The following is a 23,970-nucleotide window of genomic DNA, read 5'->3' as shown; positions in this document are numbered from 1 at the left end:
GGTTTTGAGAGGCAACGCCGCATGACGAGCTTTAGTTTAACCTTGAGTTAGCTCGATCCTAGCTGCTATGGGCTTAACTAACTCACAAATAGCACCAGACTAGCGAAAAACCCTGATTTGAGAGGGCACCGAGCCAGATCTTATAAGCACAATTGTGTCATTGACGTGCAACTCCTTTAAATAATTAGTTTAAAACGAACAACTACATTGGCGGCTGCGACTTTAGCAGCGGCATCCCGAAAGTTGATTGCAGCTAATCTTAGCTACGTGCAGTGTGCAGTGCAGTCGCAGCGCAGCACTGCGGCGGCGCTAGCAGACGATTTTGGCTAGCTGTCGATTTCTCACTAATAGCGTGGCATGACCAAAAGTTTAACAAGCTTCCGAGCCTGCTGGTCGATCGTTTTTGTGTGAATTTGGGCGGAAGCGGCACAGGGGGATTGCACTGGTAACGAGAAACTAGGTTTTTTCGTTAATTTTTCGCTGCTAAACCGCATATTTCCCGTACATTCCAGGACGGACTCTCGACGCTCGCAAACCAGTTTTACTTACCAAAAATGCTGTAAGAAAGAGAGCTCTGATTTGACCGATGTTAATTTGAAGGGGGAAATTATGCCGGATAGAAGTGTTTGGGCGATCGGCTAAGATAACCGTTAGGAAATATTGCAGTCAGCTAGCAAGCGCCACAAATCATACTATCTTGTAAAAGTAGGGTCGGATTTAGTTAGGAGCTATAGTGAGAGCGAGTAGATCCTTTCACCCGGGCGTCCTCTGCCAACGTTCTGTTTATTTGTACCCACTTACTTAAGTTAAATCAATCGGTATTTCATGCTGTGCCGCCAAATTTGATATAAGATCGGGCTAAATTTCTAGTGTGAGAGTAGAGGCGTTTGTGAGCCAACAAGATATTTTAAATTTAGCAAAAGAAGGCGATGCCAGGGCGATCGCATTTCTGATCGGCCAAGCACTCCAAAGCTTCGGCGTCACGGCTAAAGCCAGCCGGGAAAATGACACCCTGCACCTGCTGCTGGAAGCAGAAAATTTACCCGCAGAAGAAGCCTGTCTCCGAGTCACAGTCAAAGGGTTGCAGCGGCTGCAACCAAATAACCTTTACTCAGTGACAGTTTACGGGCGGCGCAGCGGCGAGCAATTACCCGCTTGGACTCAGACGGTAGAATTAAAAAAACGCTTGACTTCCGCACCCGTGAGTCCGTTAGTTGCCGTGAATGCAGCAGTAGCTGCGAGTAAAGCAGTAGCCGCTAGTTTACCAGCTTCTCCCATTCCTGTGACTTTGCCCGAGCTAGAAAAAACTCAAAATGTCACAACTGCGCCGACTCAAACACCAGAAAAATCTCCGCCCCAACCCCCTAAAACCCCAACTCCAAAACCCCCAAACCAAAGGCAGCAAAAGCCATCACCGCAGCCAGAATTAGCAGGCACTAAAACTAAAAAATCTGGGCTGTCAGTCGGTGCTGTGAGTCTAATTCTCGTACCGATATCCGGCTTTGTTCTAGCTTCTCAACTTTACAAATCCTCACCCACCGCTACTAATAACCCTCTAACATCAAAGCCTGCGGTACAAGAAGTGAGCTCGACACCCGCGCCTGCAGCCGCAGCCAAACCCCTTCCAGCTCCAAAATCGCCCTCCCCGGCTGCCAAAAAACCTGCCGCCGTGCCCGCAACTGTCAGTATCAAAGCAGTTGGCGACATGGTTCCCGGTACAAATTATCCCTACAACAAACTGCCGGCAAAAAAAGAGATGTTATTAGAGTCGGTAAAACCGTACCTCAAAGGAGCTGATATTCTGTTTGGCAATTTTGAAAGCACGATGACCGATTATCCTTACAGTTCCAAAGCAGGCGGCGGACGAATGCTGATTGCCTTTCGGACGCCTCCGAGTTATGCCAAAATCTTCAAAGATGTTGGTTTTGATATTTTGAGTATTGCCAACAATCACTCTTACGATTTTCACGAGCAGGGATTTAATGACACGATTAAAAACATCGACAGCAATGGCATGAAGGCTGTTGGCAAAAGAGATCAAATTGTTTATAAAAATGTCAAGGGTGTGAATTTTGCCTTTATCGGTTTCAGCAACTACGGCGACGTTCACAATTCTTTGCTGGAACTGAAAGCAGGAGCAGAAGTTGTCAAAAAAGCTAAGGAAAAGGCTGATATTGTAGTGATATCAGTTCATGCTGGCTCTGAAGGAACGGGAGCTATCAATGTGAGAAATAAAACTGAGTTCTTTTACGGAGAAAACCGGGGAAATATGGTTTTGTTTTCGCGGACGATGATTGATGCGGGAGCAGATTTGATTTTGGGACACGGCCCGCACGTTCCCCGAGCGATGGAACTTTATAAAGGGAAATTGATTGCTTATTCCCTGGGAAATTTTTTGGGTTATCGCACTTTGTCCACCGCAGGAGCACTGGGTAAATCTCTAATTTTGGATGTGAAAATGACTCCGCAAGGGGATTTTGTTTCTGGTAAGATTATCCCCATCCAACTTGACGGGCGAGGTGTGCCGGCTGTTGATAACAATTTTAGGACTGTCGGGTTGATTGACCGTTTGACAAAGAGCGATTTTCCCAATAGCGGTTTGACAATTGATGACAAGGGGCAAATTTTGAAAAAGAGTAAGTAGTTATTGGGAATTGGGAATGGGGCATGGGGCATGGAGCATGGGGCATGGCGCATGGCGCATGGGTCACGAGTAACTAATAATCAATAACCCATAAGCTGTCGTGCATTTAAATTACATATTGTCTGTTCCCCGTTCCCATTCCCTGTTCCCTTTCACCAAATCCTCACACCCTATTTAAATGCACAACAGCTTAACCAATAACTAATCACAAATAACCAATAACTAATAACCAATTCCCCGTTCCCCATTCCCAATTACCAATTACCAATCACTAATAATTAGTCATCAATCATTGCTTTCAAAGCTTCTTTCATTTCCTCCGCAGTCGTCGTTGCCGTACCGAATTGACGCACGACAATACTAGCCGCCAAATTGCCCAAGACTGCCGCTTCCCAACCGGATGCACCGACGCACAAAGCTAAAGTCATTGCTGCTACGACTGTATCTCCAGCACCGGTTACGTCGAATACATCAGTCTTGTTAAAAGGGGGAATGTCCCAACTTTGAATGGCAAATTCCCCCTTTTCACAAATGGATGTTGGAGGGGGTGAATTTTTGATTTCTGCGCCGTTCGCCCTTTCAAACAAAGTCATCCCTTCTTCGCCGCGAGTTATCAGGATTTTTTGAGCTTGAGTTAAGTTCAATAAATCGCGTCCTGCTTGCATTAAAGTTTGAGGGTTTTTGATAGGATATCCGACGGCTTGCTCGGCTTCTGGCAAGTTCGGAGTAAATAACATTGCTCCAGAATATCGCTGCAAATTTGTTTGAGCGTCTACAATTGTTTTGCCGGGAACCACTGCCGATTCGATCGCCAAACGAGTCAAAACTCCGTCGCCGTAGTCGGAACAAACCACTGCATCTACTGTCGGTATTTGCTGCCGGATGTAGTCTGCCAATTGCAACTGCAAATCTAAATCCGGCAACTCGTCCGATTTGCGATCGACTCGGACAATTTGCTGAGTCACAGACTGCCGCGCGTGCCCGGAAATTCTAGTTTTGGTGACAGTTGGACGCTGCGAATCGATTAAAATCCCACCCGTATCAATTCCCGCCGCCTCAAAAATACCGCACAAAGCCTTTCCCTGGTCGTCTTTTCCCACCAAACCAGCAACTTTTACTTTGCCTCCCAGTTTGGCTAAATTATAGACAGCATTTGCGCCACCTCCTGGTACTTGCTGAGTATTTTCGTAGCGCAAAATCAACACAGGTGCTTCGCGGGAAATTCGCTCTACTTGTCCGGTAAGAAACTCGTCCAAGGTCAAATCTCCGATCGCTAATACCTGCGCTCGATCGAAGCAGTCTAATCTTTTCAATAATTGCTCTGTTGAGGCACGCAGTTGAGGCAAAAAATCGGAATAGTCGTTAGTCATTAACCAAAAAAATGAGACTGAGGAGTTGATAATTGAGTGTGGAACCAGCGGGAATTAAAAATGCTAATATTAATTAATAATTAATTTCCTCCCTTGTTTTATTTTTAACTTTTAATTGATTTTCTCACTGGGATTTTGAGAAACCAGTTGCAGGCTGTTGGCGATCGCACTCGCTCAAACAATTTGGCAAAAAAATGCAGATAAAATCGCAGTCCTTGAGACTCAACTGAAAGTTTCACGGTGTGGAAGTTTCCTTCTACATAAATGCCTTCAAAAAACAGCAGAATTATTTCAATTTCTGCTTGATGATCGTAATCACCTGAGTCATTTGTTTTTTGAGTGCATCAATTTCCGCTTGCATTTTCGCCATTTTCACAGTCATCGCCTGAATTTCGGCGGCGCCCGCTCCAGAAGGGGGTGCAGCGGCGGCTGGGGCTTCCGGCACTGGTTTCTTTTTGGCCAGTACCATCGCCGATTTGATTGCCTCGGTTAGCTGCTTCTTCTCAAACGGTTTGGCGATGAATGCAAAAAAATGCTTCTCAAAGGGTTTCGGAATTTTTTCCATCACCTCTTCTTCGCGGCCCGACATGATCACCAAAGGTATCTTAGAAAGCTCAGGATGGGCTTGCACTTTTTGATACACTTCCCAACCGCTGACTTTGGGCAGTAGGAAATCTAACATAATTAGATTTGGCCGGGCTTGACGGATCAGTTTGAGTCCCTCTTCGCCGTCTTTTGCTTCTAGAACTTCAAAGTTACCCTGAGGCAACATCTCTCGGACTCGGACGCGGATGACTTTACTGTCATCGATTACCAAGATTTTTTGACCAGCCACGACTGACTCCTTCAGTAATGAATGAGTGATGATTTGCAACCTTCAGTATATCCCTAACAGAATTCTACCCATAGTTCTGGGCGAGTTTAGTTTTGTTGCACTTGGGCGCGATTCTGGTTGAGGGTGAAACTCCTACAAGTTCAGGGGCTTTGATTTCGGATACGATCGAAGGAATTAAATCGATCGCCACTTAATTATATGTCGCCCCAAACTCCTCAAACTCCTACAGTCAAAGCAATTGCCGCCCAAATGCGGCGTGAAATCGAGGCGATGCCGGAGTGGTTGCGCCGCCCCATCGGCAAAGCTAGCGAACTTTCGCAAGTGCAAAAAATTATTAAACAGCGGCAAATTCACACGATTTGCGAAGAGGGGAGATGCCCCAACCGGGGCGAGTGCTACGCGCAAAAAACGGCGACTTTTTTGTTGATGGGCCCGACTTGCACCCGCGCTTGTGCTTTTTGTCAAGTAGATAAAGGTCATTCTCCGATGCCCCTCGACCCGGAGGAACCGCAAAAGGTTGCCGAGGCTGTGCAGTTGTTGGGTTTGCGCTATGCGGTGCTGACTTCGGTGGCGAGGGATGATTTGCCGGATGGGGGTGCGGGTTGGTTTGCCAGGACGATCGCCCAAATCCGCATTCTGAACCCGCATACTGAAGTTGAGGTACTGACGCCGGATTTTTGGGGGGGAATCGGGAGGAGTTCAGAGGGGGAGAATTCCGGCCTCGATGAGTTGCAGCGATCTCGGATTCGCACGGTGGTGGAGGCTAAACCGGCTTGTTACAACCACAATATTGAGACGGTGCGCCGGTTGCAAGGGCCGGTGCGGAGGGGGGCGAAGTACGATCGCTCGATCGACGTTCTGCGTATTGTTAAGCAATATGACCCAACTATTCCCACCAAATCCGGTTTGATGTTGGGGCACGGGGAAACCGAAGCCGAGATAGTCGAAGCGATGGCCGATTTGCGGGACGCCAAGTGCGATCGGCTCACCCTCGGTCAATACATGAGACCATCTCTAGAGCACCTCCCAGTGCGTAAATACTGGACGCCGGCGGAATTTGACCGTTTCGGGTCGATCGCCCGGGAGATGGGGTTTGAGCGCGTGCGATCGGGGCCTCTCGTCCGCAGTTCCTACCACGCCGGAGAGAGCGATTGAAATTAATCTGAACTCAACTCGGTATAAACTCCTTGTTACAAAAAATAACTCTAGAGGATTGTGCATAAGTGCGACGCTCTCTGCTATTTGTAAATAGAGTGACATTATGAATTAGGAGCTTTACCTATGGCAGAGATAGCGAAGAACCAATTAAAATCCGACTCCGTGATGAAAACGGGCAAATTCCCTTACACCTTTCGCGCAGCCTGGTTTCTGTTGCTGTTAGCTATCAATTTTTTGGTGGCAGCCTATTATTTCCATATCATTGAATAGTTCTGCAAGTTAACTTTTAGCAGACCCTGCTGTTCTCGACCTCAACGTCGGAGAATGGTAGAGAGGCCGAGGGGAAAGTTGTGAGTTTTGAGTTGGAGAGAATAGGACTTCATCCTTCTAACTAATAACTACTGACTTCTTCCCTCTTCCCTTTCCCTCTTACCTCTTCCTTCGGACTCCTGACTCCTGACTCCTGACTTCCCACTTTGGCTCAATAATTAATCCGTATATCCGTGTCAAAATCCGTGTCCTGTCTTCCTTCTTCCTTCTTCCTTCTTCCTTCTTCCTTCTTCCTTCTCTAACGATTTCTCGACGCTTCTAGCTTTGACAACCGCTCTTGAATTTTAATAACATCTTGCTTCGTTTCAATTACCAAAGTTGCTAAATTATCAAACATCGGGTCTCCCGACACCGTTCTAGGATTTGTGCGACCAGAACCGGAAGGGGAAGGAGACTGAGGCCGGTTACCTCTAGAACCTTGATTCTGCAAACTGTAGATTTGTCCTCTGAGTTCAGAAATTTGACTTTCTAATTGAGTAATGCGAAATTCTAATTGACTTGTGGATTGAGCGGGCGTGACAATTGGCGCAACAGCAATTGCTAAGGCGCAAGCCAGACACAAAAGACAGATTGTTAGGGCGCGATGGCGAATATTTTTCGGCATAGCTTTAATAATTTAAATTATACCAGTTCTACGATAACAAATCGCCGAGATTTGTTGCCTCTATCAGAAGTAGGTCTTATGGCAACTAGGAACGTAGCTATTTTAATGTTCGATGATGTCGAGGTACTGGACTTTGCAGGCCCTTTTGAAGTGTTTTCGGTGACATCAGAATTAAGTAAGGGCGATCGACCTTTTGCAGTCTCTACCGTAGCCGAACATCCCGGTGCTGTCAGCGCCCGCAACGGTTTGAGCGTAAATCCCGACTGCACAATTTCCGATTGTCCGCCACCGGATATTTTAATTGTACCGGGAGGACAAGGTACGAGAAAGTTAATTAATAATTCAGAAGTTATTAATTGGATAAAAGATTGTGCGCCAACAGCAAAATTAGTGCTTTCTGTCTGTACGGGTTCGCTGCTTTTAGCAAAAGCTGGCTTGTTGGAAGGTTTGGCAGCAACTACACACCATCGGGCATTGGATTTATTGAAAAAATTAGCACCCAACACAACTATTATCGAAAATCAGCGATTTGTAGATAACGGCAAAATTATCACTTCTGGGGGAATTGCTGCGGGAATTGATATGTCTTTGCACGTTGTCGGCAAACTTTTGGGTACAGCACAAGCTGAACAAACAGCAGAGCACATGGAATATAAAATTGGGAATTAGTAATTGCGAATCTAGTTAATTGCACATTTTATTTGTACGAACACGGCACGATCTCTTAGTGTCAATTTAAGTTTCAAATCCTTTGTATCTCTCGTTTATAGCCGAAATTCGATCCCCCTAAATCCCCCTTAAGAAGGGGGACTTTGACGCTCTTGTTCCCCCCTTAATAAGGGGGGTTAGGGGGGATCGAGAGGCTTATTAGATGGACAAAAGACTGGTAAATTTGGACGTTAACTTAACACCAATGGGCATTGCCGTGTCCATACCCCTAGCTAATCAAGCATCTTCGCCCCAAACTCGAAGCTGAACATAAACTAATATCAAAGCTACAGCCATCAGGAAAGTTGCCGCAGCAGCAGCATAGCCAAAATCAAATTGCGAAAAAGCTTGCTCGTAAATATAATAAACTAGCAAATTAGTAGAGTTCAAAGGGCCGCCGCCGGTGATGACGTAAACTTGCTCGAAACTCCGCAGGGTAAAAATAGCGGTAGTGACGGTAGCAAATACTAAAGTCGGTCGCAAACCGGGTAAAGTGATGTACAAAAATTGCTGCCAAGCATTAGCTCCATCCAATTCTGCGGCTTCGTAACGATTTACCGGAATTGCTTGCAATCCTGCTAAAAATACTACCATATTAAAGCCTAATTGTTTCCAAACACTGAGCAGAATTATCACTGGCATTGCCCAAACTGTGCTGCTAAGCCAAGGAATTTGATTTAAGCCGATCGCCATTAACGCACTATTCACCGGGCCTTCGGTTTGAAACAACCACCGCCAACCCAAGCCAACTGCAACTAAAGAGGTAATCGAAGGAATAAAATAAGCGGTGCGGAGAGCTCCTCGCCAAGCAAACGAGCGATTTAGCAAAACTGCTAAGCCCAATGGAATCACTAAACTGGGAATGACTGTCGCAGTAGTAAAATAGAGCGTATTTTGGAGAATTTGCCAGAAATCCGGGTTTGTGACTAGACGCCAGTAGTTGTTGAAGCCAATCCAACGCACTCCCGACTGGGTAAAGCTGCCGCTGGTAAAGCTGAGGTAAAATAAATAGGCGATCGGCCAAATCAAAAAAGTACCCAGAAACAGCAAAGCTGGGGCCAGAAAAGTCCAAGCTGCGATCGCATCATTATCCAACCAGTTAAAACGCCCAAATTTAATCCGAACCATTGGCTTGTAAATTTTAGCTTTTAGTTTTAAATGGTATCACAATATAGGTCAATGTCAAAATGAACCTTCTCGATATATTAGCTCATTTACCCACTATAGAAACTGAAAGGCTCCTGCTCAGAAAAATTACTTTAAACGATGCGAGCGATATGTTTGAGTATGCCTCAAATCCCGAAGTATCGCAATACACAATGTGGTCAACCCACACCTCGCTCGAAGACACTAAATACTTTCTCAGGTCACTTACAAAAATGTACAAAAGACGAGAGCTTGTAGATTGGGGACTGGTCCATAAAGCCGAGAAAAAGTTTATCGGGACTTGCGGGTTTGTGGAATGGAGCATGACGCACAGCCGCGCGGAAGTTGGCTACGCACTCTCTAGGAGCTATTGGGGCGAAGGATACATGAGCGAGGCTGTCAATGCAGTGATTGAATTCGGTTTTCGGGAGATGTTGCTGAATCGAATTATGGCTCGATGTGAAGTTAACAATATTGCTTCCGCTCGGGTGATGGAAAAAGTGGGGATGCAATTGGAAGGGGTATTGCGACAGCACCTATTTGTGAAAGACAGATATTGGGATCTAAAACTTTATTCGATTCTCAGGGAAGACTTTTTTGAGAATATTTTAGAATAAGGTTGAATCAGTAGGTCAATCGATTTTAGATTTTAGATTTTAGATTTTAGAATTGAAGCATTGACACCACGGATAAATTCGGGGGCTGGTTTATCGGATATAGGTTTTTTATTTCTACACGGATGAATCCGGGGGCTTGTATCCTGGATGCTTGATTGTCAGCGACAAAAAATAATATACTTAGGACTTACGCAATATCTCGATGTAGAGTGCGCCGAAGCACACCTTACCCTTTACCTCTATAGTAGAATACGAGTGAATAGTTTTTATCTTTATGATCGAGAATTTCAAAGGTGGTACAAGCCCCTGGATTTATCCGTGGAGTCAATCCTTGCATCTAAAATCTAAAATCCTCACGTCCCCGAATTTATCCGTGGGGTCGCCTCCAAAATCTAAAATCTAAAATCTAAAATCGAATGACCGAGAATTTCAAAGGTGGTACAAGCCCCTGGATTTATCCGTGGAATCAATCGAAAGCATCTCAAATCTCAAATCCTCACGCCCCCGAATTTATCCGTGGCGTCAATCCTTGCATCTAAAATCTAAAATCTAAAATCTAAAATCGAATGACCGCTAATCCAGTATCTGTTAATTCCAATGCCTGCCTGATTTCTCCTGAGATTGGCAAAAGTTATATCGCTCCGGCCCATCCTCCCTTAAAATTAGGAGTTTTAGCATCAGGAAGCGGGAGCAACTTCGAGGTAATTGCCCGAGCCATCCAAAACCAAGAACTCAACGCTAAAATCCCAGTATTAATTTACAACAACCCCGAAGCCAAAGCCGCAGCCAGAGCCGAAAAATACGGCATTCCCTCGATTCTGCTCAATCACCGCGACTGCAAAAGCCGCGAAGAATTAGATACAAAAATTGTCAAAACTTTTCAAGAATATGATGTAGAATGGGTAGTGATGGCGGGTTGGATGCGAATTGTTACCAAAGTTTTGCTCGATGCTTTTCCCGATCGCGTTATTAACATTCACCCCAGCTTACTGCCGAGTTTCCCAGGAATTCGCGCGGTGGAGCAAGCACTGGCCGCTAAGGTTAAAATCACCGGATGTACGGTGCATATCGCCCGTTTAGAAGTAGACAGCGGGCCGATTTTAATGCAGGCTGCGGTGCCGGTATTGCCTGATGATACCGCAGAAACGCTGCACGCGAGAATTCAGGTGCAAGAGCACAAGATTATGCTGGGTGCGATCGCACTTATTGCCGAATCTAATCGAAAATATTGTGACTAAAAACCTCACCAGTGCCGCATCTATCCCCGAATTGCCCGTCAGCGAATCACCCGAAACAGGCCCGCCGCTGACTCCGCCCAAAAACGGATAGTTGCGAATGACTTAAGTGCTGAAAAGATCAAAATTTTAGAGTCTTGTTCTAGATCCCAGATTCAATGCGAGAGTCAATCTAAAATCTAAAATCTAAAATCTAAAATCGAATGACAGACTCGAATCGCCTGAAATTAATTCTCAAAGAAAGGCTCAAAAAGAGCATCGGCATCAAGGGAGAATTCTATCTGCCTTGCTTGCCATCGATGCTAGACGACTATCTTAAATTACTCTCAGACTTCTTAAACATTCTCGGACAAAACATCGACGCTGCCCAAACCGAAAACTTGCGAACATTAATCGCCAACGCCTTAGCAGAAGGATTCAAAAATTCCCCCCACGCTAATCTAATAGTCTCATATTTTCCCGCCAATTCCCAAACCGGTTTAGCCGGCGGCATTACTCTGAATACCAAGATTCAAATCGAATCGATGGCCCAGAAATATCATAGCTGGCCGGATATTCGCCCCGAACCTTTATTCGGCAGCCATCCCGATGCCAAAGTCATCGCCATTGCCGCCGAATTAGGCGAACCGGGAAAAGCACCTATTTTAGATGTTGGTGCGGGCCCGGGGCGCAATAGTTTGCCTTTAGCAAGGTTAGGCCATTCCGTGGATGCGATCGAACTAACACCGATATTTGCCGAAAAACTATCATCCGCAGCAACCGCCGAAAACTTACCGATAAATGTCATCCAAGGCGACGTTTTAGACCCATTATTGAGGATGAAAACTTATCGGTACAAATTAGCCATTGCTACCGAAGTTCTCTCTCATTTCCGCTACCCCGAACAAGTCCGCCTGTTTCTCGGCAAAATGTCCGATGCCGTTTTAAGTGGCGGGTTTATCTTATTCAGCACTTTCTTAGCTGTAGATGGGTACGAACCCGACGAGATGGCAAAACAAATGTCTGAATTGTGTTGGTCTTATCTGATTACCCGACAAGAATTGCAAGCAGCAATCGAGGGTTTGCCGTTAGAAATTATTTCTGATGAATCTGTGATTGAATACGAACAAAAACATTTGCCTGACTCTGCGTGGCCGCCGACACCTTGGTTTGTGAGTTGGGCCAGCGGGCGGGATTTATTTTCCGTGCAAGAAACGCCGCCGTTAGAGTTGCGGTGGATACTTGTTAAACGCTTATAGCTAAAATAGTAGGGTGCGTCACAAAGTAGTTTATCGATGATTGATAAAATAACACGGTCTAACTCACATATTGCACCATTCTCAAGAACAGGCAAGATGCCTGTTCCACAAAGATGGAGTTTTCTTGTGGGGTGGGCATCCTGCCCGCCCGCAAAAGGCTAATTAAGAATGCTGCAACATCTCAGGTATAACGCACCCTACAATACAACAAATTTTAGCGGTTAAAAATCGAATCCTAAACCTCGGATCGCCGCAATTGTCCGCAGGCTGCATCTGCTTCTAAGCCGCGAGAATACCGCACGCTAACTGCAATTTTCTTTTCCTTCAAAACCGCAACAAAACTGTTAATTCTATTGGGAGTCGGTCGCTTATAATCAGCTTCCTGAATCGGATTGTAAGGAATCAAATTGACGTGACACTGAAAACCGCGCAGGTGAGTTGCTAACTCGGCTGCGTGTTCCGGCAAGTCATTCACACCTGCTAAAAGTACGTATTCAAAACTCAATCTGCGTCCAGTCGATCGCACATATTCGCGGCATTCTGCGATTAACTCGCCCAAAGGATAAGGGCGGGCGCTAGGAATTAACTCTTCGCGCAATCTTTGATTGGAAGCGTGGAGGCTGACGGCGAGGGTAACTTGCAGTTGATGTTCGGCTAGTTGGCTGATGCGATTGCGAATTCCAACTGTGGAAACGGTGATGTTTCGCTGTCCAATTCCTACGTCTTGATTCAAACACTTGACAGCAGCTACAACATTATCGAAATTCAGCAGGGGTTCGCCCATTCCCATAAATACGATGTGGCTGACTCGGCGGCCGAAATCTTGCTGTACTGTCAAGACTTGATCGACGATTTCGTGTTTTTCTAAATTGCGCTTGAAACCGCCTTTTCCGGTAGCGCAAAAGTCGCAGCCCATCGCGCAGCCAACTTGGGCTGAGACGCACACAGTCAGCCGTTTTTCGGTGGGAATGCCGACTGTTTCAATGATTTGACCGTCGGCCAATTTTAAGAGATACTTTACGGTGGCGTCTGGTGCGACCGATCGATAGTGAATGGTCGATCGCCCGATCGGAATTTTAGCAACAGTCTCGCGCCACTGTTTCGAGAATACAGAAATGTCAGAGATCGATCGCGCACCTTTCTCATAAATCCACTGGTACAACTGCTTTCCCCGATAAGCAGGTTGTCCCTGTTGCTGTACCCACTCCGTTAACTCAGCTAAACTCGCCCCCAGCAAGGGCGGAATTTTACCCGACTCAACAGCCAAAGCAGCAGTCTTGCGAGACTGATTCGCACCCTTGGAATTACCAGAAGAGTACACCTGAGAAACGGAAGTAGGAGACATAGGTCATCACAAAATTTAACTAACAAGCGGGAAGTCCCGCACTTTAATAGTAGTCCGTTGAGTGCCGATCTTTGCAGATCGGCAAAACCTTTGAGATAATATTTACTATTAATAGCAATTAGCAGTAAGTAAATGCTACGCAAAGTTGTCAAAGTTCGTTTATACCCTACCGATCGACAGTCCCAGCATCTGGCACAGAGTTTTGGTTGCGCTCGTTGGTGGTGGAATTACGCGCTTAATAAGTCCATTGAAGTCTATCAAGAGACTGGCAAAGGGCTTGGACAATCTGCATTAAATGCTTTACTGCCAGCGCTAAAAAAGGAATATGAATGGTTAAGTGACTGCTACAGTCAAGTGCTACAGGCGGCCACGCTTAATCTCACGACTGCCTGTAAAAACTTTTTTGACAAAAGAGCTCAGTTTCCTAAGTTCAAGTCAAAAAAGCATAAGCAGTCGATTCAATACCCCCAAAATGTTCAAGTAGTTTCTGACTCTGAACTCAAATTCCCTAAACTTGGAGTAGTCAAAGCAAAATTACATCGACCGATTGATGGAAAAATCAAAACTGTCACAGTTAGCCAAAACCCTTCGGGTAAATACTTTGCTGCAATTTTATTTGAGATTGAAGGTAAAAATCCAGAATTTTCAACTTCTGGCAAAATCGCTGGGATTGACTTAGGATTAAAACACTTTGCGATCGCTGCCGATGGCACTAAGATTTCTAAGTTTGAGAATCCTAAACATTTTGTAAAACATCAACAAAATCTCAAGCGCAAGCAGCAAAAGTTAGCGCGTAAAAAGGATGGCAGTAATTCTCGCAAAAAAGCTAAAAATTTAGTTGCTAAGGTACACGAACGGGTAGCCAATTGTCGGCAGGATTTTTTGCATAAACTCAGTGGAAAACTGGTCAACAAAAACCAAGTTGTCATAGTAGAAAATCTTCATGTTAAAGGCATGGTTCGTAATCATTGCTTAGCTAAAGCTATGTCTGATGCTGGCTGGGGAATGTTTGTCAATTTCCTGAGCTACAAATTAGACCGCAAAGGCGGTAGGTTAGTAGAAATTGATCGATGGTTTCCTAGCTCGAAAACCTGTTCAGTTTGTTTGCATCAAGTCTCGGAAATGTCTCTAGAGGTGCGCGAGTGGACTTGCTCTCACTGTGGCACTCATCACGACAGAGATGGCAATGCTGCAACAAATATCAGGAATGAAGGTATCAGAATGCTAAAGACGGATGGAACAGCCGTTTCTGCTGTTGGAGGGAAGGTAAGTCCAAAGGTGGGGCGTAAGTCCAATCTGAGGCACTCCCCTACGAAGACAGAAGCCCACGCTGTATGCGATAGCATCAGCGCTGGGTAGTTCACAACTTCTCGACCAAAGCTGCTGTCAATCCTCAAGAAGGCAGAAGGTAAAAGAAATCTCCACAAAAAAGTTAATTTTTGGCTAAATTCCACAAAAATTGCGTGTAAATGACCGCCGCCACCTAAAATAAACTCTGGAGTTTGTGAAAGGGTATGCAAATTTGACAGCTTTCCAACACAATTAATGCAACTTTTATGGTGCTAAATATTCTTGCGCTGCCTTTAGGCTTTCAATTTACATCGCCGGGCCCAATTATCTTTCAACTTGGCCCCGTAGTTATCCGCTGGTACGGGCTGTTAATAGCTTCTGCCGTCTTGATTGGGGTCAGCCTGTCCCAATACTTGGCCCAAAAACGCCGCGTCAACCCGGAATTGTTGGGTGATTTGGCAATTTGGCTGGTTCTGGCCGCTATTCCCTGTGCTCGAATTTATTACGTGGCTTTCGAGTGGCCGCAATACGCCCAGAGGCCTGAAGATATTATTGCAATTTGGAAAGGCGGAATTGCCATTCACGGGGCGATTTTGGGGGGAACGATCGCAGCTTTAATTTTTGCGAAAATCCAGCGAGTTTCTTTTTGGCAATTGGCAGATTTAATCGCGCCTTCGGCAATTCTCGGTCAGGCGATCGGACGCTGGGGAAATTTCTTTAACTCGGAAGCTTTTGGCCGTCCTACGGATTTGCCTTGGAAACTCTATATTCCGCCAAACAGCCGCCCGCCCGCCTACGCTAATTTTGAATACTTCCACCCTACATTTCTCTACGAATCCCTGTGGAATTTAACAGTATTTGGGTTGCTTCTGACTTTATTTTTCCGCGATTTGCAGGGCAAAATTCGCTTGAAAATAGGTGCTTTATTTTTGGTTTATATCGCAGCTTACAGTTGCGGTAGAGTCTGGATTGAAGGGTTGCGGACTGATAGTTTGATGTTCGGGCCGCTGCGGACTGCACAGATGGTAAGCTTGACTGGGATTGTTTTAGGGTTGGGCGGGTTAGCTTGGCTTTATTTGCTCGATCGACCTTTGCCCGATGTTGTCTCCCCGAATTACGATCGCCGGGCAAAGAGCGCTCAGAAATTCCCAGAGGATCAATAAAAAACCCCAGAGAGGTTAGTCTCTAGGGTTCAAAACCAGGGTGCATCTACCATCCCTTACTTCCAACCAAAATAGGTACATCCGGAAGAGTCCGTAAATTTAGCAAATTTTTTAGCAGCAATGAGTTTGACAGAGATTGAAGCCCTAATTCCAGGGGTATACATTGTAGGTGCAGGCCCGGGAGACCCGGATTTGTTGACTGTTAAGGCTCAAAAATTACTGGCTGCAGCCGATGTCATCTTATTTGCTGATTCGTTAGTCCCAAAGCAAATTTTGCATGGGGTGCGCGCGGATGCAGAAGCGATCCAAACTGCGGATAAGACCCTCGAAGAGATTGTACCTTTGATGGTGGAACGAGTGCGCGCCGGAAAAAGCGTCGTCCGCCTCCATTCCGGCGATCCCTGTCTCTACGGGGCTGTCGGCGAACAAATGCAAGCTTTGGCCTCCGAGGGAATTGCTTTTGAGGTAATCCCGGGAATTAGCGCTTTCCAACTTGCGGCGGCTAAACTTAAAATTGAGTTGACAGTTCCGGGAATTGTACAGACAATTATTTTGACGCGAATTAGCGGCAGAACAAAAGTACCCGAACGCGAAGAATTGGCGAGTTTAGCGGCTCATCAAGCGAGTTTGTGCCTGTATTTGAGCGCCCGCCATGTCGAACAAGCTCAAGCTAAATTGATGGAACATTACCCCTCGGATTTGCCTGTAGCGATTTGTTATCGGTTGGGCTGGCCGGATGAAAAAATTGTGCTAGTTCCCCTTGACAAAATGGCCGTTGCTACGCGCGAAAATAATTTGATCCGAACGACAATGTATGTGATTAGTCCGGCGTTGGGAAAATCAGCAGAAGGACGATCGCGCTTGTACCATCCAGAGCACGATCGGCTTTTCCGTCAGTAGTCAGTTGGCAGTTGGCAGTTGGCAGTTGCAATGCCCAGTTCCCTATGCCCAATTCCCAATTCCCTATGCCCCATTCCCCATTCCCCATTCCCCATTACCGATGAAAGACTTAACTCGCAGACAATTTATCACTGTCACCGCATTAAGCGCCGGATTTGCCTTAGCAGTTCATCCTATTGCGGCTGCCGTTATCAATACGGATGCTGCTGGTTTAATAGCAGGTGAGGTAAAAATTCCCGTCAAAGACGGGCAAATTCCAGCCTACAGAGCAATGCCAGCCAGCGGCAGCAATTTTCCAGTAATTTTAGTAATTCAAGAAATCTTCGGAGTTCACGCCCACATTCAAGATATTTGCCGCCGTTTTGCCAAATTAGGTTATTTAGCGATCGCCCCAGAAATGTTTGCCCGTCAAGGTGATGTTTCTAAAATCACCGACATCCAAGAAATTATTAGTAAAGTTGTCTCGAAAGTTCCCGACGCTCAAGTTATGTCCGATTTAGATGCTACCGTAGAGTGGGCACAAAAATCAGGAAAAGGCAATATTAATAAGTTGGGAATTACAGGATTTTGCTGGGGCGGCAGAATTGTTTGGCTGTACTCTTCTCACAACCCAAAAGTCAAAGCTGGAGTGGCTTGGTACGGGCGTTTGGTTGCCGATTCTACGGCTTTAACTCCCAAACAGCCGATCGACCTTGCAGCAACTTTGAAAGTACCTGTATTGGGGCTTTACGGTGGCAAAGACGAGTCAATTCCCAACGATACAGTCGAGAAAATGCGGGAAGTTCTCAAAACTGGTAGCAGCGGTTCGGAAATTGTGCTTTATCCAGATGCGCCCCACGGTTTTAACGCCGACTATCGCGCCACTTACCGGGAAAAAGAAGCTAAGGATGCTTGGAAACAGATGCAAGATTGGTTTAAGAAGCACGGAGTTGCATAATAGTTTTGAGTTGTTAATTGTCACTTAAAACTGGTGTCAAGTTTGGGCTCGAAAAAGGCAATATTAGCGAATAGCCCTTAAGACAGGTGGGTTTGTGGGCCCGACATTGGTAAACTGAGCGGTGTAGAATTATCGATCGAACAGGTAAGCCCGTGCTAGACGAACAAGCTAAAAAGACCATCTTGCGGAAAATCCCTCACGGATTGTACATCTGCGGTGTCAAAGACGGGGAGGAAGTCAACGGTTTCACCGCTAGCTGGGTGATGCAATCTTCTTTTACCCCTCCCTTAGTTGTCAACTGCGTCAAGCAAGACTCCAAATCCCACGCCATGATCAAAGCCAGCGGTGTCTTTGCTTTGAGTTTCCTAGAAGCAGGGCAAAAAGACTTAGCCCAGAAATTCTTCAAGCAGCAGCGCCGCGTTGGCAATAAATTTGAGGATGTAGAATTTTATCCCGGCGCGGAAACTGGTTGTCCGATTATCTCGGATTCTCTGGGTTACATCGAGTGCAAAGTTGTCGGCGCTGTGGAACACGGGGATCACACGGTTTATGTGGGAGAAGTTTTGGCGGCAGGCGTCCACCGAGAAGGCAATCCGTTGCTGCTAGAAAGCACCGGTTGGAATTACGGCGGCTAATGACTTGGCAGTTGGCAGTTGTTAGTAAAAAAAACTAACACTGAGAAACCCGGTTTCTTTAAAAGTCCGGGTTTCTGAATACTAAACCAATTTTTATGTTGAATTAGACTGAGATGTTGCACCATTCTCAATAGGGTTTTTATGGGCGGGCAGGATGCCCACCCCACAAGAAAATTCACTTTGTGGAACAGGCATCTTGCCTGTTCATAAAAATGGTGCAATATCTCAGATTAAAACGACTTATTTATTAGCTGCGAGAGTTAGGCGACGCATAACTAATAAAAAATCGGCGACAATTTTGTCAGCGTTGTCTGGAGTTAAAATTGGTACGTGGACGAAAATACATTTAGCGGCTATTTGAGAATCGCAAATATGTTTTAAAACCGCATAATATAGGGCTTCGCAAACAAATTTTCCGGCTTCGTGGCTGATTTCTGTTGCACCTAAATCAGCGACTAGCGGTTCGAGATTAACTGCTGTTTTCAGAATGTCGCTATCGCAGCAAGCGCAAGATTCTACGGTTAATTTTTGCCGACTTTCTGCCATGCCGCAGCAGATAATAGTGTCGGGTTGGAGTTGGTTGATTTCGGCGATCGCTAAATTAGGTGCTCGCTGAAAATCTACTGGCAGTTTCCTCAAAAAAGTTAGGGAATCAGGCAAAGATTCGATCTGGGAAATCTTGGCTAATAAGTCGTCCGAGGAGTTGGATTTCTGATGGGGAAGCCAAGTATCAAATGAGGTTAGCAGGATTTTCGCAGTCATATTTGTGCAATAATACTGATATCGATCATATAAGGCAAGTAAGTCAATGTCTGTCATTGCAGTAGTAGACTATGACATGGGCAATCTGCACTCGGTCTGTAAAGGCTTGGAAAATGTGGGCGCAGTGCCAAAAATTACAGATTCTCCTGCTATAATCGAGCAGGCTGATGCGGTGGTTTTGCCGGGAGTGGGTTCGTTTGACCCGGCAATGCAGAATTTACGATCGCGCAATTTGATAGAACCGATAAAAAGGGCGATCGCCTCGCGAAAACCTTTTTTAGGCATTTGTTTGGGTTTGCAAATTCTGTTTGAAAGTTCCGAAGAAGGTGTAGAACCGGGATTGGGCGTAATTGCCGGAAAAGTGCGCCGATTTCGGTCGGAACCGGGTTTGACAATTCCCCACATGGGATGGAATCAATTGCAATTAACTCAGCCGGATTTGTCGCTGTGGCAAAATTTACCGTCCGATCCTTGGGTTTATTTCGTGCATTCTTATTATGTCGATCCAGTTGATTGGGAAGTGCGATCGGCAATTGTGACTCACGGCAGTCAAAACGTGACGGCGGCTATAGCTAAAGACAATCTGATGGCCGTGCAATTTCACCCGGAAAAGTCTTCGAGTACGGGATTGCAAATGCTGTCAAATTTTGTCAGTCTGGTGAGGGAAAAAGTACCCGCTTAGGCGATTTGTGCAAAACCCGGTTTGCGGTATAAACCGGGTGTTTATAGTTTTAAATGATACCAGTTTTAATAAAGAATGCAACTGTAAGTCTGCACCAAATTCATATTTAGTCAGTCATCCCCAATGTAAAATCTAAAATCTAAAATTGTATGAGTCTGAGAATCAGTGGCAACCGCCAAATCAAAACCCTGCCGGGACTCGCAACTCGCCCTACACCTTCGCGAGTCAGAGAAGCTTTATTTAATATTTGGCAAGGGACGATCGCAGATTGCAGGTGGCTTGACATTTGTACAGGCAGCGGTTCGATGGGTGCAGAAGCTTTGTGTCGGCAAGCTGCGAGTGTCACTGGCATCGAACAGTCGGCGAAAGCTTGTGCGATTATCCGCCAAAACTGGGAGCAAGTAGCAGACTCGTCCCAAACATTCCAAATACTGCGGGGAAACGCGACGGCGAAGTTGGCGGCACTAGCGGGGCAGCAGTTCGATCGCATTTACTTCGATCCGCCCTACGCCAGCGACTTGTACGAACCTGTGTTAAACACGATCGCCAGCCAAGAAATGCTAGCACTCCTCGGCGAAATGGCCGTCGAACACAGCCCGGAGCGATCGACACAACCGATTTCCGGCCTAGAAATTTGCCGCCATAAAATATACGGCAATACAGCATTAACCTTCTATACCCGCAGTTGCCGATGATCGGCTCAAACCGCAGCAGCGTCAATCGATTGCGCGATTTTCGATTGCGCGATTTTCGATTGACTTGCGCGAGATAAATGCTCTTTCTTGAGGATTTTCGATTTGAGATGCTTTCGATTGATTCCACGGATCGATCGCGTGGCGGGTACCACCTTTGAAATTCGCGGTGACGCCTGGAGGCAGAAAGAAACCGGGTTTCCGGGCGTGGGGGCGCCCGGACTAAAAGTTTTTTCCTTAAATACAATACAAATTTTTCCGATGAAGTTAAGCTTTGTGCGTAGGTTGTCAGAGCAAGTTGCCTCAGCAATTGACGAAATAAATGGAGTTTAGGCTGAAAATAAAGCTTTCAGTTGTAACATGAACCCAAAGTGTGAGTGTGAATATTCCTAAAGGAGTGAATATGGTTCAGACACCTTCGCGCCCTCGTGGCAGCGACTTTCAAGCTGTTAACTCGGTACAGCCAGTCAAACGCGATACGATTCTGCTAGGAGATAGCCTCTCCCTGCCCAATACCAAACTCTTCGGCACAGACGGCATTCGCGGGAAAGTTGGAGAATTGCTGAATGCACCCCTAGCCCTGCAAGTGGGCTTCTGGGCTGGGCAAGTTCTACGCCAAAATTCCCCCAACCAGGGGCCTGTGATTTTGGGGCAAGACAGCAGGAATTCCAGCGATATGCTGGCAATGGCACTGTCAGCGGGTTTGACGGCCGCCGGTTTGGAAGTGTGGAATTTGGGATTGTGCCCCACTCCCTGCGTTGCTTATCTGGCAAGCGTTTCGGAGTCGGTCGGCGGAGTGATGATTTCGGCTTCTCACAATCCCCCAGAAGACAACGGCATTAAATTTTTCGACTCAAACGGCTCGAAGCTGTCGCAGCAGTTGCAGGAACAAATCGAAGCGGGAATCCGGGGGGCAAAGGTTCCGGTTGCTAGCTTGGCTTGGGGACACCACTACCATCGCGCTGAGTTGGTGAAAGATTATGCCGCTTCGCTCTGTGATTCGCTGCAACAGATGAATTTGGAGGGAATGCGGATAGTTTTGGATTTGGCTTGGGGGGCCGCTGCGGGTTTGGGGCCGGCGGTGTTCGCGCAAATGGGGGCGGATGTGATCTGTTTGCACGACTCTCCTGATGGATCTCGCATTAATGTTAACTGCGGTTCTACTCATCTCGACAGTTTGCAAGCGGCGGTTTTGGAACACAATGCCGATTTGGGCTTTGCTTTTGACGGCGATGCCGATCGAGTTTTGGGTGTTGACAACCAAGGTCGAACGATTGACGGCGATTACATTCTTTATCTGTGGGGCAGGCAGTTGCGCGACTCGCAACAGTTACCGTCCAATTTAATTATTTCTACTGTAATGGCTAACCTCGGCTTCGAGCGAGCTTGGGAAGAATTGGGCGGCAAACTAACTAGAACCAACGTCGGAGATCAGTACGTTCACGCGGAAATGCAGCGCACCGGTGCGATGTTGGGCGGCGAACAGTCGGGACACATTCTTTGTCCGCATTACGGTGTCAGCGGCGACGGTTTGCTGACAGCTTTGCATTTGGCTTCGCTGGTGCGCCAGTCCGGGGAATCTTTGGCACAATTGGTAAGTGGCAGTTTCCAAACTTATCCGCAGTTGCTGCGAAATATTCGGGTGGAGGATCGCGAAAAACGCCTGAAATGGCACGAGTGCGAGGCAATGCAAAGTGCGATCGAACGTGCTACAACAGCAATGGGCGAACAGGGACGGGTTTTGGTTCGCGCTTCTGGCACTGAACCGCTAATCCGAGTTATGGTGGAAGCTGCCAGCGCCGAATTGGCTAATTTCTGGACTGAAAATTTAGTTTTAGCCGTTGGGCAACACATCGCTATCTGATGGAAATGGGGAATTAATCTGAAGGTTGAAGGGAGAAGCAATAAGGAATAATGAAGAAGGAAGAATAAAGAGGTCTCTAGAGAAATATAGGGTATTAAAACCAATTTCTCATTCTTTATTCCCTCCTGCTTATTCCCTCTCTTCTCAATAACTAAATCCTTCTTTCTTCATTTCCCCATTTCTGATTGTATGAACACCAAATCAATTCAAAATGGGCGGCTGCATCGAATTTCGTTAAAAATTTTAATTGTCGTCATATTAATAACGGGGATATGGTTTCGCTTTACTAATCTGGATCGCAAAGTCTACTCGTTCGACGAATCTATCACCTCGCTGCGAATTTCTGGTTACACCTGGACGGAGATGGTGCAGCAAGATTTTCAAGGTAAAACAATTAGCGTCGCAGATTTGCAGCGGAAATACCAGCAGATAAATCCGGAAAAAACTTGGTTGGATACGGTTAAAGGTTTAGCTACAGAAGAACCTCAACTGTCGCCGCTGTATTTTATTTTAGCCCGATTTTGGGTGCAGTTGTTCTGCCCGCAAGTGGCGAGTGTTAGAAGTCTTTCAGCTTGGATTAGTTTGTTAGTTTTCCCCAGCATTTATTGGCTGTGCTGGGAATTATTTCGCTGTGCGTCTGCGGGATGGGTGGCTGTTACAATCGTCGCTGTGTCGCCCTTTCACGTCTTGTACGCGCAAGAGGCAAGACCGTACATGATGTTTGCAGTCCTCGTCTTGCTGTCGAATGCAATTCTGCTGCGGGCGATCGCGATACAAAATTCTCCGACAACATCTAAATTGAGTAAGGCTGTTTGGTCTATTTATGCTATCGCCCTTACTTTAGGACTGTATTCTAGTTTATTATTTTTTTTAGTAGTATTCGCTCACGGCATCTATCTAATTATCACAGAAAATTGGCGTTTTAGCAAAACATTAATTGCTTATTTACTAGCTTCAGCGGCAGCAGTAATTATTTTTGCACCTTGGATTTTGGTATTACTTTATAACGCGCCAAAAATCGAAGCAACAGTAGGCTTACCCCGCCTTTACCTGTCTTTCATATCTTCACTTAAACCTTTAATCATCATCACCTGCCGAATGTTGATCGACACGCATTGGGCGGGCGGAATTATCAAATTGTGTTCGAGCAATATGGCTACACATTTAATCAGACTGATTGTAGCAGCCCTATGGCTGTTAGCGCTCGCACATTCAATCTACTCGCTCTGCCGCTCCACTCCGAAACGAGTTTGGCTGTTTGTATTGACAGCGATCGGAATTACAGCGATAGTATTGATAGCAGTGCGAGGCGTTACCGATCGCTATATGGTTCCCTATATTTTAGGAATCCAGCTAGCTGTTGCCTATCTATTCACTGCTAAAATTGCAGCCGCCACCAATCCCCGACAACAAAAGCTGTGGCAGCTCGGTTTAATAGCCCTAATATCGAGTGGAATAGTTTCTTGTGCCGTCAGCTCGCAGTCCCAACTTTGGTGGAACAAATATCCTTCTAGCACTAAATACAATCCCCAAATAGCAGCGATTGTCAATCAAGCCCAAAAACCTTTAGTAATCACTCACGGAGGCAACAACATCACAGGAAAAATACTGTCTGTCAGCTATCTGCTGAAGCCGCAAGCACAGCTTTTGCTGGCAGTTAAACCCGAACAAGTCAAAATTCCTGACGGTTTTAGCGATGTATTTCTATACCGAGCTACAGAAGCATTACAATTTGAACTAGAAAAAGTGCAAAAATATAAAATCACACCAATTTACCAGCCGGGCGATGTTTGGCTTTGGCGTGTAGAGAAATAA

The 23,970-nt window shown here is 46.0% G+C and carries 25 protein-coding genes; 19 read left to right on the top strand and 6 right to left on the bottom strand.

Going from position 1 to position 23,970, the window contains the following annotated elements:
- Window positions 1-207 precede the first annotated feature (207 nt).
- The gene (locus OSC7112_RS41915) at window positions 208-330 is read left to right on the top strand and encodes a hypothetical protein (RefSeq protein WP_263053548.1); all 123 of its coding nucleotides are present in this window, start codon (window positions 208-210) and stop codon (window positions 328-330) included.
- A 559-nt stretch (window positions 331-889) separates the two neighbouring features.
- Window positions 890-2,644 carry a CapA family protein gene (locus OSC7112_RS22650; RefSeq protein ID WP_015178090.1) on the top strand — a complete coding sequence of 585 codons (1,755 nt, stop codon included), beginning with the start codon at window positions 890-892 and terminating at the stop codon, window positions 2,642-2,644.
- A gap of 278 nt (window positions 2,645-2,922) precedes the next feature.
- Here OSC7112_RS22650 and OSC7112_RS22645 read toward each other — a convergent pair whose 3' ends face one another.
- On the bottom strand, window positions 2,923-4,014 hold the full coding sequence (locus tag OSC7112_RS22645; protein WP_015178089.1) for a bifunctional heptose 7-phosphate kinase/heptose 1-phosphate adenyltransferase: 1,092 nt from the start codon (window positions 4,012-4,014) through the stop codon (window positions 2,923-2,925).
- Between the two features lie 286 nt (window positions 4,015-4,300).
- A complete protein-coding gene (locus OSC7112_RS22640; RefSeq protein ID WP_015178088.1) occupies window positions 4,301-4,849 on the bottom strand; it encodes a response regulator in 549 nt (182 codons plus the stop codon).
- Between the two features lie 198 nt (window positions 4,850-5,047).
- Here OSC7112_RS22640 and lipA point away from each other — a divergent pair, with 198 nt between their 5' ends.
- Both lipA and OSC7112_RS34665 read left to right on the top strand, forming a co-directional pair.
- Window positions 5,048-6,004 (top strand): lipoyl synthase, encoded by a 957-nt coding sequence (gene lipA, locus OSC7112_RS22635; protein ID WP_015178087.1) that lies wholly within the window; start codon window positions 5,048-5,050, stop codon window positions 6,002-6,004.
- A 126-nt stretch (window positions 6,005-6,130) separates the two neighbouring features.
- Window positions 6,131-6,277 (top strand): photosystem I protein PsaX, encoded by a 147-nt coding sequence (locus tag OSC7112_RS34665; protein ID WP_015178086.1) that lies wholly within the window; start codon window positions 6,131-6,133, stop codon window positions 6,275-6,277.
- Between the two features lie 298 nt (window positions 6,278-6,575).
- Here OSC7112_RS34665 and OSC7112_RS22630 read toward each other — a convergent pair whose 3' ends face one another.
- A complete protein-coding gene (locus OSC7112_RS22630) occupies window positions 6,576-6,941 on the bottom strand; it encodes a hypothetical protein (protein WP_015178085.1) in 366 nt (121 codons plus the stop codon).
- A 78-nt stretch (window positions 6,942-7,019) separates the two neighbouring features.
- On the opposite strand from OSC7112_RS22630, the gene OSC7112_RS22625 reads away from it, so the two are divergent.
- Entirely contained in the window at window positions 7,020-7,610 is a 591-nt protein-coding gene (locus OSC7112_RS22625; RefSeq protein ID WP_041623367.1) for a DJ-1/PfpI family protein, read from the top strand.
- Between the two features lie 276 nt (window positions 7,611-7,886).
- Here the strand turns inward: OSC7112_RS22625 and OSC7112_RS22620 are convergent, their stop codons facing one another.
- On the bottom strand, window positions 7,887-8,777 hold the full coding sequence (locus tag OSC7112_RS22620) for a carbohydrate ABC transporter permease (protein WP_015178083.1): 891 nt from the start codon (window positions 8,775-8,777) through the stop codon (window positions 7,887-7,889).
- Window positions 8,778-8,836: 59 nt separating this feature from the next.
- On the opposite strand from OSC7112_RS22620, the gene OSC7112_RS22615 reads away from it, so the two are divergent.
- From OSC7112_RS22615 to OSC7112_RS22605, 4 genes are all read left to right on the top strand, one after another.
- A complete protein-coding gene (locus OSC7112_RS22615; protein WP_015178082.1) occupies window positions 8,837-9,412 on the top strand; it encodes a GNAT family N-acetyltransferase in 576 nt (191 codons plus the stop codon).
- A gap of 416 nt (window positions 9,413-9,828) precedes the next feature.
- Entirely contained in the window at window positions 9,829-9,951 is a 123-nt protein-coding gene (locus OSC7112_RS41910) for a hypothetical protein (protein ID WP_263053547.1), read from the top strand.
- A 27-nt stretch (window positions 9,952-9,978) separates the two neighbouring features.
- Entirely contained in the window at window positions 9,979-10,650 is a 672-nt protein-coding gene (gene purN / locus OSC7112_RS22610) for a phosphoribosylglycinamide formyltransferase (RefSeq protein ID WP_015178081.1), read from the top strand.
- Between the two features lie 200 nt (window positions 10,651-10,850).
- The gene (locus tag OSC7112_RS22605) at window positions 10,851-11,885 is read left to right on the top strand and encodes a class I SAM-dependent methyltransferase (RefSeq protein WP_015178080.1); all 1,035 of its coding nucleotides are present in this window, start codon (window positions 10,851-10,853) and stop codon (window positions 11,883-11,885) included.
- Between the two features lie 235 nt (window positions 11,886-12,120).
- Here OSC7112_RS22605 and rlmN read toward each other — a convergent pair whose 3' ends face one another.
- Window positions 12,121-13,230 (bottom strand): dual-specificity RNA methyltransferase RlmN, encoded by a 1,110-nt coding sequence (gene rlmN / locus OSC7112_RS22600; RefSeq protein WP_015178079.1) that lies wholly within the window; start codon window positions 13,228-13,230, stop codon window positions 12,121-12,123.
- 132 nt (window positions 13,231-13,362) lie between these two features.
- Here rlmN and OSC7112_RS22595 point away from each other — a divergent pair, with 132 nt between their 5' ends.
- The 5 genes from OSC7112_RS22595 to OSC7112_RS22575 all read left to right on the top strand — a co-directional run bounded on the left by OSC7112_RS22595 (window position 13,363) and on the right by OSC7112_RS22575 (window position 18,155).
- A complete protein-coding gene (locus OSC7112_RS22595) occupies window positions 13,363-14,589 on the top strand; it encodes an RNA-guided endonuclease InsQ/TnpB family protein (protein ID WP_015178078.1) in 1,227 nt (408 codons plus the stop codon).
- Between the two features lie 197 nt (window positions 14,590-14,786).
- Window positions 14,787-15,683: a prolipoprotein diacylglyceryl transferase gene (lgt, locus tag OSC7112_RS22590; RefSeq protein ID WP_015178077.1), complete on the top strand. Its 897-nt coding sequence runs from the start codon at window positions 14,787-14,789 to the stop codon at window positions 15,681-15,683.
- A 120-nt stretch (window positions 15,684-15,803) separates the two neighbouring features.
- A complete protein-coding gene (cobM, locus tag OSC7112_RS22585; protein WP_015178076.1) occupies window positions 15,804-16,583 on the top strand; it encodes a precorrin-4 C(11)-methyltransferase in 780 nt (259 codons plus the stop codon).
- Window positions 16,584-16,683: 100 nt separating this feature from the next.
- Window positions 16,684-17,520 (top strand): dienelactone hydrolase family protein, encoded by an 837-nt coding sequence (locus OSC7112_RS22580; protein ID WP_015178075.1) that lies wholly within the window; start codon window positions 16,684-16,686, stop codon window positions 17,518-17,520.
- Between the two features lie 152 nt (window positions 17,521-17,672).
- Window positions 17,673-18,155 (top strand): flavin reductase family protein, encoded by a 483-nt coding sequence (locus OSC7112_RS22575; RefSeq protein ID WP_015178074.1) that lies wholly within the window; start codon window positions 17,673-17,675, stop codon window positions 18,153-18,155.
- 240 nt (window positions 18,156-18,395) lie between these two features.
- Here the strand turns inward: OSC7112_RS22575 and OSC7112_RS22570 are convergent, their stop codons facing one another.
- Window positions 18,396-18,917 (bottom strand): pyroglutamyl-peptidase I family protein, encoded by a 522-nt coding sequence (locus OSC7112_RS22570; protein ID WP_015178073.1) that lies wholly within the window; start codon window positions 18,915-18,917, stop codon window positions 18,396-18,398.
- 46 nt (window positions 18,918-18,963) lie between these two features.
- On the opposite strand from OSC7112_RS22570, the gene hisH reads away from it, so the two are divergent.
- From hisH to OSC7112_RS22545, 5 genes are all read left to right on the top strand, one after another.
- Window positions 18,964-19,599 carry an imidazole glycerol phosphate synthase subunit HisH gene (gene hisH, locus OSC7112_RS22565; protein ID WP_015178072.1) on the top strand — a complete coding sequence of 212 codons (636 nt, stop codon included), beginning with the start codon at window positions 18,964-18,966 and terminating at the stop codon, window positions 19,597-19,599.
- Between the two features lie 149 nt (window positions 19,600-19,748).
- Window positions 19,749-20,294, top strand: coding sequence for a 16S rRNA (guanine(966)-N(2))-methyltransferase RsmD (rsmD, locus tag OSC7112_RS22560; RefSeq protein ID WP_015178071.1), 546 nt, complete (start codon window positions 19,749-19,751; stop codon window positions 20,292-20,294).
- A gap of 117 nt (window positions 20,295-20,411) precedes the next feature.
- Window positions 20,412-20,624 carry a hypothetical protein gene (locus OSC7112_RS40085; RefSeq protein WP_190274253.1) on the top strand — a complete coding sequence of 71 codons (213 nt, stop codon included), beginning with the start codon at window positions 20,412-20,414 and terminating at the stop codon, window positions 20,622-20,624.
- Window positions 20,625-20,694: 70 nt separating this feature from the next.
- Window positions 20,695-22,155 (top strand): phosphoglucosamine mutase, encoded by a 1,461-nt coding sequence (gene glmM / locus OSC7112_RS22550; protein WP_015178070.1) that lies wholly within the window; start codon window positions 20,695-20,697, stop codon window positions 22,153-22,155.
- Between the two features lie 189 nt (window positions 22,156-22,344).
- Entirely contained in the window at window positions 22,345-23,970 is a 1,626-nt protein-coding gene (locus tag OSC7112_RS22545) for a glycosyltransferase family 39 protein (RefSeq protein ID WP_015178069.1), read from the top strand.

This window comes from Oscillatoria nigro-viridis PCC 7112, assembly GCF_000317475.1.
GTDB lineage: Bacteria > Cyanobacteriota > Cyanobacteriia > Cyanobacteriales > Microcoleaceae > Microcoleus > Microcoleus nigroviridis.
The sequence above is the reverse complement of the archived record's forward strand: the minus strand, read 5'-3'. Positions and strand labels throughout refer to the sequence as shown.